Genomic DNA, 20,529 nt, shown 5'->3' on the forward strand with positions numbered 1-20,529 from the left:
TTTTTTTACGAGGCAGGACGACAATGAACGAGAAATACGCCGCTCTCAGGAGTAATGTCAGCATGTTGGGGCACTTGTTGGGCAACACCATACAAGAAGCACACGGTGACGAAATCTTAGAGAAGGTGGAGACGATTCGTAAACTCTCCAAATCTGCCCGCGCTGGCAATCAGGCGGATCGCGACAACCTGATTGAAGAAATTAAAAATCTGCCAGACGAGCAACTAACGCCGGTGGCCCGTGCGTTCAACCAATTTCTGAACCTGACCAATATCGCCGAGCAATACCACACCATTTCACGCCATTGCGATTCGCACGTCTGCGAACCGGATGCGTTCAACACCTTGTTTGCCAAGCTAAGCCAAAACGGCGTCAGCAAACTTGATACCGCGCAAGCGCTGCGTGAACTGAATATTGAACTGGTTCTGACCGCGCACCCGACGGAAATCACCCGTCGCACCATGATCAACAAACTGGTCAAGATCAACGAGTGTTTGTCGAAGCTGGAACTTGGCGATCTCTCCTCCAAAGAGCGTCACAAAACCGAACAACGCCTAGAACAGTTGATTGCTCAAGGTTGGCACTCAGATGTGATCCGCAAGCAGCGCCCAACACCGCTGGATGAAGCCAAGTGGGGCTTTGCCGTGGTGGAAAACTCACTGTGGGAAGCGGTACCCGATTTTCTGCGTGAACTGGATGAGCGCCTGAAAGAGTATCTGGGTGAAGGGCTGCCGATTGATGCCCGCCCGGTACATTTCTCCTCTTGGATGGGTGGCGATCGCGATGGTAACCCGTTTGTCACCCACAGCGTGACGCGCGAAGTGCTGCTGCTGTCGCGCTGGAAAGCCGCCGACCTCTATCTTCAAGACATCAATGAGTTGATCAGCGAACTGTCAATGACCAAGTGTAACGACACCGTGCGTCAACTCGCCGGCGAAGAAGAGCACGAACCGTATCGCGCAGTGCTCAAGCAGCTACGCACTCTGCTGTCTGAAACCAAAGAGATTTTGGACGCCAAGATCAACGGCCAAAAACTGGCGGTCAAAGCCCCGCTGCAACACATCGACCAACTTTGGCAGCCCTTGCTGGCCTGTTACCAGTCACTACGCGAGTGCGGCATGAGCATGATTGCAGACGGCTCGCTGCTCGATGCACTGCGCCGCGTCAAAGCCTTTGGCGTGCATCTGGTGCGCCTTGACGTGCGCCAAGAGAGCACCCGTCATGCCGATGTGCTGTCGGAGCTGACTCGCTATCTCGGCATTGGCGATTACAATCACTGGAGCGAGCAAGATAAGCTGGCTTTCTTAACCAACGAACTGGCGTCCAAACGCCCGCTCCTGCCACGTGATTGGCAACCAAGTGAACCGGTTAAAGAAGTGCTGGACACCTGTAAAATCATTGCTGCACAACCGCGTGAAGCGTTTGGCGCCTATGTGATCTCCATGGCACGTACCGCGTCGGACGTGTTAGCCGTTCACCTGCTGCTGCAAGAATCTGGCTGTCCGTATCGCATGGACGTCTGCCCGTTGTTTGAAACCCTCGACGACCTCAACAACGCCGAAGCGGTGATCAAGCAGCTGATGAGCATCGATCTCTACCGTGGCTTTATCCAAAATCATCAGATGGTGATGATCGGTTATTCCGACTCGGCCAAAGACGCCGGTGTGATGGCGGCGGGCTGGGCGCAATACCACGCGATGGAATCGCTGGTGAAAGTCGCCGAGCAAGAAGGCATTGAGCTGACTCTGTTCCACGGCCGCGGCGGTACGATTGGCCGTGGCGGTGCACCGGCGCACGCCGCACTGCTTTCTCAGCCACCGAAGAGCCTAAAAGGTGGCCTACGCGTGACCGAGCAAGGCGAGATGATCCGCTTTAAACTTGGCTTGCCTGAAGTGGCGGTCAACAGCTTTAACATGTACGCCAGCGCGATTCTCGAGGCAAACCTGCTGCCACCACCAGAGCCAAAGCAAGAGTGGCGCGATTTGATGACCGTGCTCTCTGAAGTGAGCTGCGAAGCCTATCGCAGCGTGGTGCGCGGTGAGCCGGATTTCGTCCCTTATTTCCGCCAAGCCACCCCGGAGCTGGAACTTGGCAAACTGCCACTCGGTTCTCGCCCGGCGAAACGCAACCCCAATGGCGGTGTGGAAAGCTTGCGGGCGATTCCGTGGATCTTCTCTTGGAGCCAAAACCGCTTGCTGCTGCCAGCGTGGCTCGGTGCGGGTGAAGCGATTCAATACTCGATCGACAAAGGGCATCAAGCGCTTCTGGAAGAGATGTGTCGCGAATGGCCATTCTTCTCCACTCGTCTTGGCATGCTGGAGATGGTGTACTCGAAGTGCAACATCGAGATCTCGCGTTACTACGATGAGCGCCTGGCAGATGAATCCCTGCTGCCGCTTGGCGATAAACTGCGGGCACAGTTGCAACGTGACATCAAAACCGTGCTGAACGTGGAAAACAACGAGAACTTGATGCAAAGCGATCCGTGGGGACAGGAGTCGATCCGTTTGCGCAATATCTACATCGAACCACTCAACATGCTGCAAGCTGAACTTTTGTATCGCACACGTCAAACGCAAGAAGCGGCGGAAGAGTTGGAAGAAGCCTTGATGGTAACCATCGCTGGCATTGCGGCAGGGATGCGCAATACCGGTTAAGCCACACCATTGGCGAATCTGATTAATCTCAAGGCTGCATGAAAATGCAGCCTTTTTGTTGTCGCTGCCATCTTTTCTGGTTTTATCCTCTCTTACGCCCATCGCGCCCCGGTACTTCCCAGCTTATGGACGCACCATCACTCAGAAAACTCGTCAGATAAAAGCAACAAACTGTGACATAAATCACTTTAACAACTGCAAACCAAGCAACAAGCCAGCAGTATTTTAAACTACAAAAAGAACATTTATTAAACAGTCATTGCAGAGCATGGCCTTGAAGTGCAGCCTATTTAGTATTTTATTAGTTTTTTAGGCAAAACCACTCATGTATTCTACTTTATGCTTATATTTAGATATACTACGCGTCCGCTGTGAATTAATTATCAAATCATCATTTTCACAGCTCGATGGAACATTCCATCCACCCTAGGTGATAAACGGCTTTTAAGGTGACAGGACCAACTCAGTGTTGGTGCTGACTGTACATAAAACAAATTGCATCAAATAAGAGTGCAAACGCAGTACAGCCAGCTTGTTAACAGTTTATTGACCATTTGGATGAAGACATGTCATTACCACACGTTATTCTGACCGTTTTAAGCACACGTGATGCTACCGGTTACGACATCACGAAAGAATTCTCAGCCAGTATCGGCTACTTCTGGAAAGCGAGCCACCAACAGGTTTACCGCGAGCTCAACAAAATGGCTGAGCAGGAACTGGTGACTTGTGTGCTTGAACCACAGGAAGGCAAACCGGATCGTAAAGTTTACTCCATTACCGACGCAGGACGTGCGGCGCTTGGTGATTGGTTTGATCAACCGACAGCACACCCAACGGTGCGTGACGAATTTTCTGCCAAGCTGATGGCTTGTTCGGTTCAACCGTCTGCGCCATACCACCATCAATTGGCGCAATTGGTCGAAGAGTCTCGCAAGCTAGTCGCTCACTACAAAGAGATTGAAGCGGCTTACTACGCCACGCCATCGACCCTCGACAAACAAGGTCGCCTAGAGCGTTTGACGCTGCGTCGCAACCTGATGCTACGTGAAACGTGGATCAACTGGGCAGACGAAGTGTTGGCGGAATTGGAAGCTCTCGGCTAACTGTTCGCGCACATCACACTCGTTAATTAACGAGAGAAACAAATAAGGCTGGTTTGATACCAGCCTTTTTATTTGCCTCTGTTTGCTCAAAGCAAAAGAGTGCGCTCAATAAAAAGCGGCACTCTTTGCGCCGCTTTTACTCTTCAAACTATCTTCAAACCGTTAAGCTTGCTTGGGACGTACGCCCAGCGTATGACACAATGCGTAAGTCATCTCGGCGCGGTTTAGCGTGTAGAAGTGGAAATCTTTCACCCCTTCTCGGCTTAAAATACGCACCATATCAATCGCTTGGCTTGCACCCACTAGCTGACGAGTCACTGGGTCATCATCCAGCCCTTCAAACTGTTTCGCCATCCAACCGGGCACTTTAACGTTGTTCTGCGCTGCAAAACGCGACGCCTGCTTAAAGTTCGATACGGGCAAAATACCTGGGACGATCTCCACATCGATCCCAGCCGCTACGCAGCGGTCACGAAAGCGCAAGTAGCTCTCCACATCGAAAAAGAACTGCGTGATAGCACGGTTCGCACCCGCATCCACTTTTCGTTTGAGGTTGAGCAGATCCGCTTGAGCACTTTTCGCTTCAGGGTGAACTTCAGGAAACGCCGCCACCGAAATATCAAAATCGTGCAGCGATTTCAGCAGAGTCACCAGATCAGAGGCGTACATCTCTGGCGCGCCGCCGCTCGGAGGAATATCACCGCGCAACGCGACAATATTTTTGATGCCATTCGCCCAGTAGTCGTTGGCAATGTTGATAAGCTCGTCACGGTTGGCATCAATACAGGTGAGGTGCGGGGCAGCGACAAGGCCAGTTTGTGCTTTGATCTCTTTGATGATCGAATGGGTACGGTCACGTTCACCAGAGTTGGCCCCGTAAGTCACCGAGACAAACTTGGGTTGCAGGGTTTTTAGGCGCTGTACTGAGCTCCACAGCGTCTCTTCCATTTGCGGCGTGCTGGGCGGAAAAAACTCAAACGACACATTGATGTTGTCTGAAAGCTCAGCGATATTCTGGTTTAAAGCGCCAATATGACTTGCGTGTGTATAGCCCATGTTCCTCTCCCTGTGACCACCTGCCACAAACGTGCAAACTGTTGCGAACTGACGTTTAGACGTCTATATGGCTACAGAATGGATTGAATACGATTTAATGTCAACAGTGCGATTATGAATATTTCTCAAGTTCATAATGAGCATAGTTCAAGTAGAAATAACAAGGGGCCGATTGGCCCCTTGGGTAAGATGTGTACCGATAGCGACAAGCGCTTTAACGCCTGTTCATCGCTTTAAAACAGGCCTGCCAGACGATTGAGATCCGATTGAATCGCCCCCGCCGTCACTTCTCGCCCCGCGCCCGGCCCACGAATCACCAACGGGTTGTCTCGATACCACTTACTTTCGATGGCAAAAATGTTGTCACACGGCAGCAAGTTGGCTAACGCATGCTCACGCGACAGCGCCTCAACACTCACCCGTGCTTTGCCGTTTTTCTCCAAACGCGCCACGTATCTCAACACCTGATCTTGGCGCTGCGCTTTGGCCAGACGCTCCTGCAAACGCTCGCTGAGCAGATGCGCTTTATCAAAAAACTCATCCAGCGTGAGAGCGCTCAACTCTGCTGGCACCAAGGATTCCACCTTGACGTTCTCCGGTTCAATCTCCAGCCCAGATTCACGCGCTAAAATCACCAGCTTGCGCATCACATCCGAGCCATCGAGATCGCTGCGCGGATCGGGCTCGGTCAGTCCTTGCTGCCAAGCGAGATCGACTAGTTCAGCAAACGGAACGCTGCCGTCAAACTGCTGGAACAACCAAGAAAGCGTGCCGGAGAAGATCCCCGAGAGCGCAACGATTTCGTCACCGCTCTCACGCAAATCGCGCACGGTATGGTTGATCGGCAGCCCTGCGCCCACCGTGGCGTTGTACAGCCAATGGCGGCCAATTTTGGCAAACGCATCTTGCACTTGATAGTAGTAGTCACTGCTGGCCGAACCGGCGATCTTGTTGGCCGAAATCAGGTGCAGCCCTTGGTTGGCGATCTCGAGATATTTCGCCGCCAACTCAGCACTGGCAGTCACATCCAACACCACCGCTTCGTCATAACCTTGCAGAGCGCCCAAACGCAGCAGCCAGCTATCACCATTATGCGCGATCGAGTCGTCATCAAAATGGGCGTGCACGCTTGCCGCATCTAAGCCTTGCTCATTAAACAGGTACGTTTGGCTATCCACCACCGCCACCAGCTCAAAGTTCATGCCGTGGCGTTTTTCCAGTTCGCTTTTTTGCTGGGCAAACAGCGCTAGCCAGCTCGAACCGATATTACCTTTGCCACACAGGGCAATAGCCACCCGCTTTTGCGCTTGGAAAAGCTGGCTATGAATACCGTTGACCAGCACAGGCAAATTAACCCGTCGCAGTACGGCCACCAGACTGAGGCCGGAATCCGCCTCGGAGACGAACTCCACTGGCGAGTGTTTCAATTGCTGGTAGAAGCCAAAGCAGTGGCTGGCGTTTTTCGACACGCCCGCGCCCACCGCCGCCACCAGTGAAAAGCCCTCTTTGAGTTTAATTTCCGCTTCCACCGCCAACTCTTGTAGGTAGGCCAAAGCGCCACTGGCGATTTCTGCGGTATAGGCCAAACGCAGGCGATGTTGATCTTTTTGCCACTCAAAGGCCAGCGGTTCCAGTTGCGCCCGCTTCAAAGCACGCAGCACCTCTTGCTGCACGCGGTCGTCGTCATGGCCTCGGGCAAAGGTGAGCTGCACCAGTAGCACCTCATCAAGCGAAGTGATGATTTTCGCCCCGCGCCCGGATGCGAGCACGCGTTCAATGCGCGTCGAGCCCGATTCCGCATCGTAGCTGCAACGCAAATCGAGTTCAGTGGCACTTTGCGCCACCGGTTGAAGGGTGCGGCTATGCAGCACCGGCGCGGCAAGACGAGCCAGCTCGCTCGCTTCATCCAAACGCAGCAGCGGCAACAGACACGCGTCCGACACGATACGCGGGTCGGCGCTGTACACGCCCGCCACATCACTCCAAATCGTCACGCGTGACACTTCCGCCAACGCGCCAATGATGGTTGCCGAGTAGTCGGAACCATTGCGACCCAGCAACACCGTGTCGCCTGCGCCATTTTGCGCCATAAAACCGGTGATGATCACTCGGCGCTTGGCGTGCTGCGCCAGCACCTCTTTCAGCAGCGGATAAGAACGCGCGCGATCCACCTCCGGCTGAGTGCCGCTTTCGGCGCGCAAAAAAGCACGCGCATCTTGTGCCACCGCCGCTAGATTGGACTGGTTAAGCAGCGCAGCCAGCAAACGCGCTGACCACACTTCACCGTGGCCCAGAACCGCCGCTCTCTGCGTTTGAGTGAGCGGCGCCGCCAACTCCGCCAAGGTACTGAACTCATCATTCAGTTGGGCGAGTAATTGGCCTTGCGCCTCGCCACTGAGCAGCGATTCAACCAAACCAAGCTGGTAGTGACGTAACGATTGCAGCGCGTCATGCGCCAAACGGCCATCACGCTCCAACCCATCAAGAAACTCAATCAAGCGGTTAGTGGTTTTGCCTGCCGCAGAGACAACCACCAAGTCATTCTCGCTGGAGTACTCTTTGAGGATATTAGCGACGCGGCGATAACATTCTGGGTCGGCAAGGCTGCTGCCACCAAACTTGTGCAACTGACGTACAACAGACATTTATTGCGCTCCCTTCACTTGTTCAAAGGCTTGCTTGAGATCGGCGATCAAATCGTGCGCATCTTCCAGTCCAACCGATAGACGCAGCAATTGCTGGGAGACACCCGCTTCAGCCAGCGCCGCTTCGCCCATCGCTCGGTGCGTCATCGACGCTGGATGGCAGATCAAACTCTCTACCCCGCCGAGCGACTCGGCCAAAGAGAACAGCTCCAGCGCTTGCACAAACTGCTTCAACTGTTCAAACGAGCCGGCAAATTCAAAACTGAGCATCGAGCCAAACCCCGATTGCTGCTTTTTGGCAATCTCATGCCCCGGATGTTGCGGCAGGCTCGGATGGTAAATTGTCCCCACCAGCTGTTCGCTTTGCAAAAAGGCTAAAATTTGCTGTGAGCTCTCTTCGTGCACGCGCATGCGCGCCCCCAACGTGCGGATGCCGCGCAGTGTCATGTAGCTGTCAAACGGCGTGCCGGTTGCGCCCAAACAGTTGCCCCACCACGCCAGCTCCTCGGCATGTTGCGCGGTTTTGGTCACCACCACACCGCCAATCACATCAGAATGGCCATTAATGTATTTGGTGGTGGAGTGGATCACGAAATCCGCGCCCAGCTCCAACGGCTTTTGATAGACCGGAGTGAGAAAGGTGTTGTCGACCGCCACCAGCGCGCCAACGCGATGCGCTTTTTCACACACTGCCGCAATATCGACCACGCGCACCAACGGGTTAGAGGGGGTTTCAATCAACAGCAGTTTGGGCTTGAGCGCCAAGGCCGCCTCCAGCGCCGCTGGGTCGGATTGATCAACAAAGCGCACCTTGAAATCGCCTTTGTTGGCGCGGGTATTGAACAAGCGATAAGTACCGCCGTAGCAGTCGTGCGGAGCGACAATCAGATCGTTTGGCGATAAGAAAGCAGAGACCCACAAGTTAAGCGCCGACGTACCACAGTTGGTCACCACCGCCCCTTGGCCCGATTCTAGCTCATACAGCGCCTGCTCCAGCAAGCCACGGTTGGGGTTGCCCGAGCGGGTATAGTCGTACTTAGGCACTTCGCCAAAGGCTGGAAAGCCGTAGTTGGTCGAAAGGTAAATGGGGGGAACGACAGCACGGAACTGACTGTCTGACTCAATACCAGTTCGAACGGCGATGGTAGCGGGCTTGCGAGTGCTCATAGTGTTTCCTTTCTCCAAAGATGCATTCTGAATGGGAATAGGCTACTGTTGTTTCAGCGTCATCCATTCCTTTTATCCGCCACTTTAACCAGCAAAATTTAAGACGTCAACACTTCTAGACGTCCATATGTCTTTGCTTATGGCGGTAAATCCAGCTACAATCTGCGCCTATTATTTTATTAACCAACGATAACGACTAAAGGTGCGCAATGGCCGACTGGAATGGCGACTACATAAGTCCATACGCAGAGCATGGGAAAAAGAGCGAGCAGGTGAAAAAGATCACTGTATCTATCCCATTGAAAGTGCTGAAAGTGCTGACCGATGAACGAACTCGTCGTCAAATTAATAACCTGCGCCATGCAACCAATAGTGAGCTGCTGTGCGAAGCCTTCCTGCACGCCTACACAGGCCAGCCCTTGCCGACCGATGAAGATCTGCGTAAAGATCGCCCAGATGACATCCCAACTGAAGCGAAAGCGCTGATGACGGCGATGGGCATTGAGTTCGAAGCTTACGACGACTAAGGATTGGCTGGTCAGTTCGGGGGAAGCGGCTGACTACCAAGCCAACAATAGAAATAAAAACGGGACGCCTTGGCGTCCCGTTTTGCTAACTGGTCTACATCATCGTTGGGCTTATTGCGCCATGTAGTTCTCTGGCATCGCGATGCGCGCCACACCGGAATCGACCGCCGCTTGCGCGACCGCTTTCGCTACGCGCGGTAGCAGACGTGGGTCCATCGGTTTTGGAATGATGTAGTGCGGACCGAACTCTAAGCTGTCAACGCCTGCCGCTTTCAACACTTCCGCAGGAACCGGTTCTTTCGCCAGTTGACGAATCGCATCCACCGCCGCCAGTTTCATCTCATCGTTGATTTCGCTGGCGCGAACATCCAATGCGCCGCGGAAAATAAACGGGAAGCACAACACGTTGTTCACTTGGTTTGGATAGTCACTGCGGCCCGTTCCCATGATCAAATCGTCACGCACTTCATGTGCCAGCTCAGGCTTGATCTCGGGATCTGGGTTTGAACAGGCAAACACCACCGGTTTATCGGCCATCAGTTTCAGCGCTTCTGCGGGCATCAGGTTTGGACCTGACACGCCCAAGAAGAGATCCGCGCCGGAAATCACATCTTCCAGCGTGCGTTTGTCGGTGTTATTGGCAAACAGCTGCTTATATTCGTTGAGGTCATCACGACGCGTATGGATCACGCCTTTGCGATCGAGCATGTAGATCTTCTCACGCATCGCGCCGCATTTGATCAACAGTTCCATACACGCCACCGCCGCCGCGCCCGCGCCCAAACACACAATCACACATTCGTTGAGTTTTTTGCCTTGCAGCTCGATCGCATTGAGCATGCCCGCCGCCGTCACAATCGCCGTGCCGTGCTGGTCATCGTGGAAAACTGGCACATCACAACGCTCAATCAGGCGTTTCTCGATCTCAAAACAGTCCGGCGCTTTGATGTCTTCAAGGTTGATGCCACCAAAGGTGTCGGCGATGTTGGCAACGGTATCGACAAACTCATCGATGGTGCGGTGTTTTACTTCGATATCGATCGAGTCTAATCCTGCAAAACGTTTGAACAGTAACGCTTTCCCTTCCATGACTGGCTTAGACGCCAGCGGACCTAAATTGCCCAGACCAAGAATTGCGGTGCCGTTAGAGATCACTGCCACCATGTTCCCCTTGGCCGTGTACTTGTAGACGTTCTCCGGGTTTTGTGCGATTTCACGTACTGGCTCAGCCACACCTGGGCTGTAAGCGAGCGCAAGATCTTTGGCGGTTTCGGCTGGTTTTGTCAGCGCAATGGCGATTTTTCCCGCCGTTGGGTAGGCATGGTAATCCAGCGCTTGCTGGCGGCGATCTTCTTCAGGGGTCAATGCCTGGCGATTGTCATCGGACATAGGTCGTTATTCTCTTTATATGTTTTGTGGGATAGGGGGAATGTTGCAAAATGACCTAAAACTCTGCGTTTTTAGATAATTTGGAGATAAATTCTAATTGATATAAGTCAATCTTCCTAGCCAAGAATGCGAAGCATATCTACAAAATGACCAAGAAAGGCGAAGGTAAGACCAGCAAAGGGCGAGAGAAAAGCGCCCCTGAACAACAACAAGGAAAATAACGAGGAAAATAATAGAAAGGCAAAAAGCAAAAAGGCCGCCGAAGCGACCTTTTCTCAAACAGTCATCACAAATGTGATTAGTTCTTACCGCTTGATAGCGCACCGAAACGCTTGTTGAAGCGATCAACACGGCCGCCTGTATCAACGATACGTTGCTTACCAGTGTAGAATGGGTGGCACTTGTCACATACGTCTAGGTGGATAGCGTCTTTACCTAGAGTAGAGCTAAAAACGAAAGAGTTGCCGCAAGAACAAGTTGCGTTTACTGCTTTGTATTCTGGGTGGATACCAGCTTTCATGGGATAACCTCAAATAGTAGGCCGTGTCGCTATACGAGCCTTTGCCGCACACCACACGTAGTTAAAAATGAACTCTTAGATACCGCGCTCGCTGATGCGAAGCCATATCTTAAGGCGCGATATAGTAATGAATCGGCTCAAACGGATCAACCTATTTGCACCATTTTGCGCTAGTTTTTTAATCAGCCATCGCTTCTCGAATTTGCCCGCCGCTTCCTTTAGACTGTCAGTCATTATTTTTCTGTTTACTCACGCCACCTTATGCGCCCATCGATTGCCCGAGTTGCCCTACCCGTCCCCCTCGATAAACAGTTTGATTATCTGGTGCCCAATCATCTGTTTCCCATTATCGGCGGTCGGGTGAGCGTCCCGTTTGGCCGGCAGACGCTGGTCGGCATTGTCACGGCGCTGGTGCAGGAGTCGGACTTTCCGCGTGAGCAACTCAAATCGGTCAAAGCAGTGCTCGATAGCCAACCGCTGTGGCCTGCGTCGGTTTACAGCCTGCTGCAATGGTGCAGCCAATATTACCAGCACCCTCTAGGAGAAACGCTGCACAACGCTCTACCCGCGGCGCTGCGCAAAGGCAAAGCGGCCGATTTTGCCACTTTGCAGGAGTGGCAGTTAACCGAGCAAGGCAAAAGCCAGTTGATGCAGGATTTTGGCCGTGCAGTCAAACAGGCGCGAGTGATGAAAATGCTCGCCGATGGCCCAGTTAGCCATCAGCGCTTTCTCGACGAAGAGATTTCCTCCACAGTGCTCAAAGCCCTCGAAGAGAAAGGTTGGATCGAAAGCCAAGACAAAACACCGCAAGTCCAAGCTTGGGGCGAGGCGATTGAAAATGAGAACGACAAGCCGAAACTCAATCAAGAGCAAGCGATCGCCATTGCCACCGTACAGTGCCAGACGAGCTTTGCCAGCTTCTTGCTTGAGGGGGTGACGGGGTCGGGTAAAACCGAAGTGTACTTAAACCTGATCAAACCGATCTTAGCCCAAGGTCGCCAAGCGCTGGTGCTGGTGCCGGAAATCGGCTTAACCCCGCAAACCATTAACCGTTTTCGCCGCCGCTTTAATGTCCCCGTGGCGGTGATTCACTCGGGTCTGAACGACACTGAACGCCTCAACGCTTGGCTGAGCGCGCGCGACAAAGTGGCTGGCATTGTGATTGGCACTCGCTCGGCCTTGTTCACGCCGTTTGCCGACTTGGGCATGATCATCGTCGATGAAGAGCACGATACGTCCTATAAACAGCAAGATAGCCTGCGTTACCACGCGCGCGATGTGGCGGTGATGCGCGCCGCCAAAGAAGATATTCCGATCATCCTCGGCTCGGCGACGCCAGCTCTGGAGTCGCTGCACAATGCACTCAGCGGCAAATACCACCATCTGACTTTAACCCAGCGGGCCGGCGTTGCCGTACCAACACGCAACCAAGTGCTGGATGTCAAAGGGCTCTATTTGGAAAGTGGCTTGTCTGCGCCCTTGATTGTCGAAATGCGCCGCCATCTCCAAGCGGGTAATCAGGTGATGCTGTTTCTCAATCGGCGCGGTTTCTCCCCAGCACTGATGTGCCACCAATGCGGCTGGATTGCGGAATGTAAACGCTGCGATGCCTACTACACCTACCATCAATACAGCAACGAGATCCGCTGCCACCATTGCGGCTCGCAGCAGCCGGTGATTCATCAGTGCCAAGGATGCGGTTCCACTCAGTTGGTCACCGTTGGCGTCGGCACCGAGCAGCTAGAGAACCAGTTGGAAAACCTCTTTCCCGAGTACAAAGCGATCCGTATTGACCGAGACAGCACGCGGCGCAAAGGCAGCTTGGAAGATGCATTGCAAGCGATCCGACGCGGCGAGTATCAAATCTTGATCGGCACGCAGATGCTGGCCAAAGGGCACCATTTTCCTGATGTGACGCTGGTTGCTTTGCTTGATGTGGATGGCTCGCTCTACAGCAGTGATTTTCGCGCTTCCGAGCGATTGGCCCAGTTGTTTATCCAGGTGGCCGGACGCGCTGGGCGCGCCAGCAAACCCGGTGAAGTGCTGCTGCAAACCCATCATCCGGAACACTCGCTGCTGCAAGCCTTGCTGACCAAGGACTATCGCTCGTTTGCCCTAAGCGCGTTAGAAGAACGACGCATCGCCCAACTGCCGCCCTACAGCTTTTTAACCCTGTTTCGCGCCGAGGCCAATCACAGCGAGCTTTGCGAGGTGTTCTTGCGCCAAGTTCGTCTCACCCTCGAGTCCCATCCCTTGTTTGATGACACCTGTTTAGTGCTTGGGCCGACCCCGTCGCCGCTGGCCAAACGCGCGGGCAAATATCGCTGGCAACTGCTGCTGCAAACGCAAAGCCGCGTCTTGATGCAAAAATTGTTAATCAGCGCGAAACCGGCGATTGAAATGTTACCGAATGCAAAGAAAGTACGATGGATCGTAGACATTGAGCCACAGGATTTGAGCTAGCAAACGATAAAATCTTCAAACAATCTTCGATACTTGCAAGGTATTACCTTTTTACGTGATGACAATCACATGAAGAATGTAAATTCTGTTAATTCCGCCGTAACTTTCGCTGAAGAAATGAATAGACTATCCGGGTTATCTCATATTTTGCATCAGAACAATAATTGAACGTCAATCATGGCGAAAAAGAGGGTTTAATTTATGGCGACAATGAAGGATGTTGCCCAGCTTGCTGGTGTCTCGACCGCCACGGTCTCAAGAGCACTAATGAATCCCGAAAAAGTGTCGGCCACCACCAGAAAACGGGTGGAAGACGCGGTTTTAGAGGCTGGATATTCACCAAACTCGCTTGCAAGAAATTTACGTCGGAACGAATCAAAAACCATAGTAACGATTGTCCCAGACATCTGTGACCCTTACTTTACCGAGATTATTCGCGGTATCGAAGACGCAGCGATGGAGCAAGGCTACTTGGTTCTACTGGGCGACAGTGGTCAGCAAAAGCGTCGCGAAAGCTCGTTCGTCAACCTTGTCTTCACCAAACAAGCCGATGGTATGTTGCTGCTTGGCACCGATCTGCCGTTTGATGTCAGCAAGCCGGAGCAGAAAAACCTGCCGCCGATGGTGATGGCGTGTGAGTTCGCCCCCGAGCTCGAACTGCCCACCGTGCACATCGACAACCTAACCTCGGCGTTTGAAGCCGTGAACTACTTAACCCAGTTGGGTCACAAACGCATCGCGCAAATCTCAGGTCCATCGTCTGCGGTGCTGTGTCAGTTCCGTCAGCAAGGCTATCAACAAGCGCTACGACGCGCTGGCATCACCATGAACCCAGATTACTGCGCGGAAGCCGAATTCTCGTTCGCCGGCGGTACAGAGGCCATTCGCCAGTTGTTAGAGTTACCTGAACCGCCGACAGCCGTATTCTGCCACTGCGACACCATGGCGATTGGCGCGATTCAAGAAGCGAAAAAACTGGGCCTGCGCGTTCCACAAGATCTCTCCGTGGTCGGTTTTGACGACATTCAATTTGCCCAGTACTGCGATCCCCCTTTAACCACCATCTCTCAGCCGCGCTATGAGATTGGCCGTCAAGCGATGTTGATGATGCTTGAAGTGCTCAAAGGGCATGAGATCCACAGCGGCTCTCGCCTGCTCGAAACGCAACTGGTGATCCGTGGCAGCGCCGCGCCACCGAGATTGCGTTAAGCGCTCAAACCAAGTCAAAGCGGCGCATTGTGTTGCGTCGCTTCCTTTTATTACGCCGTGCCCTGTTCTGTTCTGTCATTCTGGATTACCATGTCTGGCTGAATAAATCATAGTTAGGGTCTGTTGACCTTTTGAGATGATTTTTGCAGCAGTTTGTGGGTTCTTTGTGCAAGGCAGAGGCTTTGAATTGTAGTGGCCTACATGATAAGCCGATAACGCAGCAAAAAGGAGCCACAAACGCTGCCCGAAGGGTTCAGCTAAAAGCGTTTTACTCTTTGTTGAGAGGTGTTTTGCTTAGAATGACTAGGCTACAAACCTCTCGCCGCGATTAAAACGCTTTTATCTCGAACAAAATTTAACCGCAAAAGGTCAACAGACCCTAGTAATTATCGTGGCTAAAGATTATGTAAGGCGTGGTCGTAGCCCCAAAAAACCGGCTACTAAAAAGACCGCCACAGCGAAAAGAAAACCTTGGCGCGCAGGCCTACTGGCAATTTTGCTGGTTGGCGCGTTTGGCTATGGCCTGTATATCCTTAATAACGACCCTGAGCCCCCCGTGCCGGTCGTGCAACAAAGCAAACCAACTCCCAAGCCCGCAGCGAAAAAAGAGCTGCCTCCTCCGCCAGAAGAAAAATGGCAATACGTGGAGTCTCTGCCTAAACGCGAAATCGAAGTGGTGGCCAAAGAGCAGGAAATCTCAGCCATTCCTTACATCATGCAGTGCGGTGCTTACAAAACGCTAGATCAAGCTGAAGCGCGCAAGCTAGACATCGCCTTTCAAGGCATCACCAGTAAGATCCGCAAAAAAGAGGGCAGCGACTGGTATCGCGTGGTGCTAGGGCCGTACACCACCAAAAGGGACGCCGAGCGCGATCGGCATAAGCTGCAACGCGCCAAAATTGAGCCTTGCGCGATCTGGAAAGAAGCGCAGTAAAATAGCAAACTCGAAAAGGCGCAAGTGCATCACTTGTGCCTTTTTATTTGCCTCGGCTGGCCCCCTTTCTCCGCCCTCGATTCGCTCTTGAATTCTCTTTTACCACCCCCATATATCAAACAACTCCATCGTGAAAAGTATCAAGAGGTCTGCTCGTGACTACCATAGTATCTGTACGTCGTAACAACACAGTCGTCATCGCCGGAGACGGACAAGTGTCTTTGGGCAACACCGTCATGAAAGGCAATGCGCGCAAAGTTCGCCGTCTTTACAACAACAAAGTGCTGGCTGGCTTTGCAGGTGGCACAGCCGACGCCTTTACCCTATTTGAACGCTTCGAAAGCAAATTGCAGATGCACCAAGGCCATCTGACCAAAGCCGCGGTTGAACTGGCCAAAGATTGGCGCAGCGATCGCGCTCTGCGCAAACTCGAAGCGCTGCTCGCCGTGGCCGACGAAACGGCGTCGCTCATCATCACTGGTAACGGTGACGTGGTGCAGCCAGAAAACGACCTGATTGCGATTGGCTCAGGCGGCGCTTACGCTCAAGCCGCTGCCACTGCGCTGTTGGAAAACACCGACCTAGACGCACGCGAGATCGCCGTCAAAGCGCTCAATATCGCCGGTGACATTTGTGTGTTTACCAACCACAATCACACCATTGAAGAGCTCACGGCCACGCCAGAGTTGCCAAGCGCAACCCAAGCGTAACTTATACAGAATTTGAGGAAGCAAGATGTCTGAAATGACTCCCCGCGAAATTGTGCACGAACTGAACCGTCACATCATTGGTCAGGAAAAAGCAAAACGCTCGGTGGCGATTGCCCTACGTAACCGCTGGCGCCGCATGCAGCTTGAAGAAGGGCTGCGCGCCGAAGTCACCCCAAAAAATATCCTGATGATCGGCCCAACTGGGGTAGGTAAAACCGAAATTGCTCGCCGTTTGGCTAAACTGGCCAACGCACCGTTTATCAAAGTCGAAGCGACCAAGTTCACCGAAGTCGGTTATGTGGGTAAAGAGGTGGAAACCATTATCCGCGATCTGACCGACGTGGCGGTGAAAATGACCCACCAGCAAGCGATGGAAAAAGTGCAGTTCCGCGCTGAAGAGCTAGCGGAAGAGCGCGTGCTTGATGCCTTGCTGCCGCCAGCACGCGATGCATGGGGGCAAAGTGAGCAGAGTGACGACAACTCCAATACGCGACAAATTTTCCGCAAAAAATTGCGTGAAGGTAAGCTCGACGACAAAGAGATCGAAGTCAATGTTGCTGCGCCACAAATGGGCGTGGAGATCATGGCGCCTCCGGGCATGGAAGAGATGACCAACCAGCTGCAGGGAATGTTCCAAAGCCTTGCGGGCAACACCAGCAAAAAACGCAAACTGAAAATCAAAGATGCAATGAAAGCGCTGATCGAAGAGGAAGCGGCGAAGCTGGTCAACCAAGAAGAGCTGAAAGATCAGGCGATTTACAACGTTGAGAACAACGGCATCGTGTTTATCGATGAGATCGACAAAATCTGTAAGCGCGGCGAAAGCTCAGGCCCAGATGTCTCTCGTGAAGGGGTGCAGCGCGACCTACTACCGCTGATTGAGGGCAGCACCGTATCGACCAAACACGGCATGGTGCGAACTGACCACATTCTGTTCATCACCTCCGGCGCATTCCAAGTAGCCAAACCGTCTGATTTGATCCCCGAACTGCAAGGCCGCCTGCCGATCCGCGTCGAGCTCGAAGCGCTGACCAGCCACGATTTCAAACGCATCCTGACCGAACCTAAAGCGTCTCTGACCGAGCAATACATCGCCCTGATGAAAACCGAGCAGGTTGATATCGAGTTCACTGAAGATGGCATCAGCCAAATAGCCGAAGCCGCATGGACCGTCAACGAAACCACGGAAAACATCGGCGCACGCCGTCTGCACACCGTGATGGAACGTTTGATGGATGAAATCTCCTTCGACGCCACAGAAAAATCCGGCGCCAAGTTTGTCATCGACGCGCAATACGTCAAGCAGCGCCTCGGTGAGTTTGTTGCAGACGAAGATCTGAGCCGCTTTATTCTTTAAGGGAAAACAAGGTTCTAGGGAAGAGCAGGTACTAGGAAAGGCAAGAGCGTAAGAGAAGGTCCTGGGGTCCTGGGCCCTTGGAAAAGCGGAAAAAAAGGTCCTATGGTCCTATGGTCCTGGGGAAGAGCAAGAGCGGAAAAAGAAGGGGCGAGTTTTCTAGGGTCTAGATTGCTAGGAAGAGAAAAAGCGGAAGAGAAGGACCGCTCTTCCTGCTCTTCCTAGAACCTAGCGACCTAGGAACCAGGGCCGCTCTTGCCCTTCCCAGGCCCGCTCTTATCCGCTCTTCCTAGAACCTAGAAACCTAGAACCTAGAACCTAGAACCTAGAACCTAGAACCTTCTTTTCCTAGCACCTAGAACCTTCTTTTCCTAGTCCCTAGCGACCTTCTCTTCTCCCTTTCTTCCTTACGTGTTTCTTCGTATACTGACCGTCGGTTTTACTCGCACGAAACACACATGAATCAATCTCTGAGAATCTGGCTTGATGCCGCGCGCCCTAAAACATTGCCTCTGGCTTTGGTCTCCATTTTAACTGGCAGTGTGCTGGCTTACTCTTCGGGGCAATTCTCATTGGTGGTCGCTCTGCTGGCGTTTGTTACCGCCATTTTGCTGCAAATCTTGTCTAACTTAGCCAACGACTACGGCGATGCCGTCAAAGGCACCGACAACGACAAGCGCCTTGGCCCATTGCGAGCAATGCAATCTGGCGCGGTCAGCGCTAAAGAGATGCAACGTGCCATCGTATTTAATATTTTGCTTACCATCGTCTCGGGTTTAGCACTGGTGTTTTATGCCTTAAGCAGTTTACAAAGCATCCTCGCGTTTATCGCTTTGGGTATTTTAGCCATCCTCGCCGCCATTGCTTACACCATGGGCAATAAGCCTTATGGCTATGTGGGTCTGGGCGATCTCTCGGTATTCATATTCTTCGGTTTGCTCGGTGTTTCCGGCACCTATTTCCTTCATACCGGCGTGTTGGATTCAGCGCTGTTTTTGCCTGCCTTGGGCTGCGGCTTGTTAGCGGTCGCGGTACTGAATATCAACAACATGCGCGATATCGAAAACGACGCCGCGTGCGGGAAACGCACTGTTGCAGTTCGCCTCGGTCAGCGCAAAGCCAAGCAATACCACTTCGTATTACTCGGTGGCGCGGTGCTGGCGTTTGCCATTTACTTGCTGTTGCAAGGCAAACCACTGTGGATCAGCTTTCCTTTTATTTTCAGCCTGTTACTGGTTATTAATCATGGCAAAGCGGTGTGGTTAACCCATCAACCCGCTCAAATTGCGCCGATGATGCCCGTAGTGGTGAAGTGCTCATTGGTCACCAATATTTTGTTTGCAACAGTTGTGATAGCTCAAACTCTTGTTAGTTAATCACTAATTGTCATTGCATTGACTTAATGCGCAGATATACTCAAGAGAAAATTCATTTACCGAAAAAGGTATGCTATGAAATACAACACCTCTGCCCTATGTGATATCTATCTGGATCAAGTGGATGTGGTCGAGCCGATGTTCAGCAACTTCGGTGGGCGTGCCTCATTTGCCGGGCAAATCACCACTGTAAAATGCTTCGAAGATAACTCGCTGATTCGTGAGACGCTGGAACAAGATGGTGTTGGACGCGTGCTGCTGGTCGATGGCGGAGGCTCATTGCGCCGCGCACTGGTCGATGCAGAAATTGCCACCCTAGCAGAAGAAAACGAATGGGAAGGCATTGTTGTCTATGGCAGCGTGCGTGAAATTGACGAGCTGGAAGATATGAACCTCGGCATTCAAGCGCTCGCCTCGATTCCGGTCGGCGCGTCAGCGCAAGGCATTGGCGAAGTCGATATTCCCGTCAATTTCGGTGGTGTGACCTTCTTACCGGAAGATTACCTCTACGCCGACAGCACTGGCATCATCCTTTCGCAAGAGCCACTTAGCGCCGACTTTGAAGAGCCTGAGCTCTAATTACGGCACTCAAGGCGAGAGAAAAGCGCGAGAAAGCACGTTTCACGCGGTTAAAAAGTGAGAAAAAATCAGCGCATTGCCTCAATGCGCTGTTTTTTTAGGCAAATGATGCAATTTTTCCAACATAGCAGGTGTTTCTATGCCTTGTGCTGAGTAGAATGAGGCTAATAGAGAGAGCCGCAGCATGGGCTGCGCTCATTGAACCGAATAAGAATAGGTAGGCCAAAATGTCTTTTGAAGTATTAGAAAAACTGGAAGCAAAAATTCAGACCGCAGTGGATACCATCGCACTACTGCAAATGGAAGTCGAAGAGCTGAAAGAAGATAAGGCGAAGCTGGCTAGCGAAGCCGACCAACTGCGCGCCCAACACGCAGAGCTCGAGCAAAAATCTCAACAAGCTCAACAAGAACACGCTCAGTGGCAAGAACGCATCCGCACCCTACTGGGTAAGATGGAAGATGTAGAGTAAAACCAGAGCGGGACTAAGAAGAGCAGCTGCTAGGGTCTAGGAAAGGCAAGAGCGGAAGAGAAGGTCCTGGGGTCCTGGTCCCTTGGTCCTGGGGAAGAGCAAGAGCAACCGCTCTTCCTAGAACCTAGAAACCTAGTACCTAGAAACCTTCTTTTCCCCGCCCTTCCTCGCCCTTCCTAGAACCTAGAAACCTAGCAACTAGAACCTTCTTTTCCAGCTCTTCCTCGCTCTTCCTAGAACCTAGAGCACCGATCAGTTTAAAAAACATACAGTGACTTTAGCCCCAAAACATGATCAAATACACAGTATTGTTAACTCATGAACTGATTGATTATGTCTAATTCTAGAAACTGGGCACCACCTACTT

The 20,529-nt window shown here is 52.5% G+C and carries 16 protein-coding genes; 11 read left to right on the forward strand and 5 right to left on the reverse strand.

The genetic code is table 11. The annotated features are described in order from the left end of the window. Positions 1–23 precede the first annotated feature (23 nt). Together ppc and UF06_RS06805 are read left to right on the forward strand one after the other, a co-directional pair. Positions 24–2,657 (forward strand): phosphoenolpyruvate carboxylase, encoded by a 2,634-nt coding sequence (gene ppc, locus UF06_RS06800; protein ID WP_045569769.1) that lies wholly within the window; start codon positions 24–26, stop codon positions 2,655–2,657. Positions 2,658–3,223: 566 nt separating this feature from the next. After that, a complete protein-coding gene (locus UF06_RS06805) occupies positions 3,224–3,763 on the forward strand; it encodes a PadR family transcriptional regulator (RefSeq protein ID WP_045569770.1) in 540 nt (179 codons plus the stop codon). Between the two features lie 162 nt (positions 3,764–3,925). Here the strand turns inward: UF06_RS06805 and metF are convergent, their stop codons facing one another. The 3 genes from metF to UF06_RS06820 form a co-directional block, all read right to left on the reverse strand. Continuing rightward, complete coding sequence (metF, locus tag UF06_RS06810; protein WP_045569771.1) at positions 3,926–4,819, reverse strand: methylenetetrahydrofolate reductase; 894 nt, start codon at positions 4,817–4,819, stop codon at positions 3,926–3,928. 233 nt (positions 4,820–5,052) lie between these two features. Further along, entirely contained in the window at positions 5,053–7,464 is a 2,412-nt protein-coding gene (locus UF06_RS06815) for a bifunctional aspartate kinase/homoserine dehydrogenase II (RefSeq protein ID WP_045569772.1), read from the reverse strand. Further along, positions 7,465–8,631, reverse strand: coding sequence for an O-succinylhomoserine (thiol)-lyase (locus tag UF06_RS06820; RefSeq protein ID WP_045569773.1), 1,167 nt, complete (start codon positions 8,629–8,631; stop codon positions 7,465–7,467). It lies immediately after the preceding gene. A 209-nt stretch (positions 8,632–8,840) separates the two neighbouring features. Between UF06_RS06820 and metJ the strand changes: the two genes are divergently transcribed. After that, positions 8,841–9,158, forward strand: a complete 318-nt coding sequence (gene metJ / locus UF06_RS06825; protein ID WP_039422980.1) for a met regulon transcriptional regulator MetJ — start codon at positions 8,841–8,843, stop codon at positions 9,156–9,158. A gap of 111 nt (positions 9,159–9,269) precedes the next feature. On the opposite strand, the gene UF06_RS06830 is transcribed toward metJ, so the two are convergent. Together UF06_RS06830 and rpmE are read right to left on the reverse strand one after the other, a co-directional pair. Continuing rightward, positions 9,270–10,547: a malic enzyme-like NAD(P)-binding protein gene (locus tag UF06_RS06830; protein WP_045569774.1), complete on the reverse strand. Its 1,278-nt coding sequence runs from the start codon at positions 10,545–10,547 to the stop codon at positions 9,270–9,272. Positions 10,548–10,845: 298 nt separating this feature from the next. Next, the gene (rpmE, locus tag UF06_RS06835) at positions 10,846–11,067 is read right to left on the reverse strand and encodes a 50S ribosomal protein L31 (RefSeq protein ID WP_045569775.1); all 222 of its coding nucleotides are present in this window, start codon (positions 11,065–11,067) and stop codon (positions 10,846–10,848) included. 261 nt (positions 11,068–11,328) lie between these two features. Here rpmE and priA point away from each other — a divergent pair, with 261 nt between their 5' ends. The 8 genes from priA (at position 11,329) to zapB (ending at position 20,162) form a co-directional block, all read left to right on the forward strand. After that, on the forward strand, positions 11,329–13,530 hold the full coding sequence (gene priA, locus UF06_RS06840; protein WP_045569776.1) for a primosomal protein N': 2,202 nt from the start codon (positions 11,329–11,331) through the stop codon (positions 13,528–13,530). 201 nt (positions 13,531–13,731) lie between these two features. Next, a complete protein-coding gene (gene cytR, locus UF06_RS06845) occupies positions 13,732–14,739 on the forward strand; it encodes a DNA-binding transcriptional regulator CytR (RefSeq protein WP_045569777.1) in 1,008 nt (335 codons plus the stop codon). A gap of 388 nt (positions 14,740–15,127) precedes the next feature. Further along, positions 15,128–15,673 carry an SPOR domain-containing protein gene (locus tag UF06_RS06850; RefSeq protein WP_039422963.1) on the forward strand — a complete coding sequence of 182 codons (546 nt, stop codon included), beginning with the start codon at positions 15,128–15,130 and terminating at the stop codon, positions 15,671–15,673. 155 nt (positions 15,674–15,828) lie between these two features. Continuing rightward, entirely contained in the window at positions 15,829–16,383 is a 555-nt protein-coding gene (gene hslV, locus UF06_RS06855) for an ATP-dependent protease subunit HslV (RefSeq protein ID WP_039422960.1), read from the forward strand. A 25-nt stretch (positions 16,384–16,408) separates the two neighbouring features. After that, positions 16,409–17,740, forward strand: a complete 1,332-nt coding sequence (gene hslU, locus UF06_RS06860) for an HslU--HslV peptidase ATPase subunit (protein WP_045569779.1) — start codon at positions 16,409–16,411, stop codon at positions 17,738–17,740. A gap of 455 nt (positions 17,741–18,195) precedes the next feature. Beyond that, positions 18,196–19,113 (forward strand): 1,4-dihydroxy-2-naphthoate polyprenyltransferase, encoded by a 918-nt coding sequence (locus tag UF06_RS06865; RefSeq protein WP_045569780.1) that lies wholly within the window; start codon positions 18,196–18,198, stop codon positions 19,111–19,113. A 75-nt stretch (positions 19,114–19,188) separates the two neighbouring features. Then, the gene (gene rraA, locus UF06_RS06870; RefSeq protein WP_045569781.1) at positions 19,189–19,692 is read left to right on the forward strand and encodes a ribonuclease E activity regulator RraA; all 504 of its coding nucleotides are present in this window, start codon (positions 19,189–19,191) and stop codon (positions 19,690–19,692) included. Between the two features lie 227 nt (positions 19,693–19,919). Next, complete coding sequence (gene zapB / locus UF06_RS06875; RefSeq protein WP_045569782.1) at positions 19,920–20,162, forward strand: cell division protein ZapB; 243 nt, start codon at positions 19,920–19,922, stop codon at positions 20,160–20,162. Positions 20,163–20,529: the final 367 nt, after the last annotated feature.

The sequence above is a fragment of the Vibrio sp. S234-5 genome, assembly GCF_000960595.1.
Lineage (GTDB): Bacteria > Pseudomonadota > Gammaproteobacteria > Enterobacterales > Vibrionaceae > Vibrio.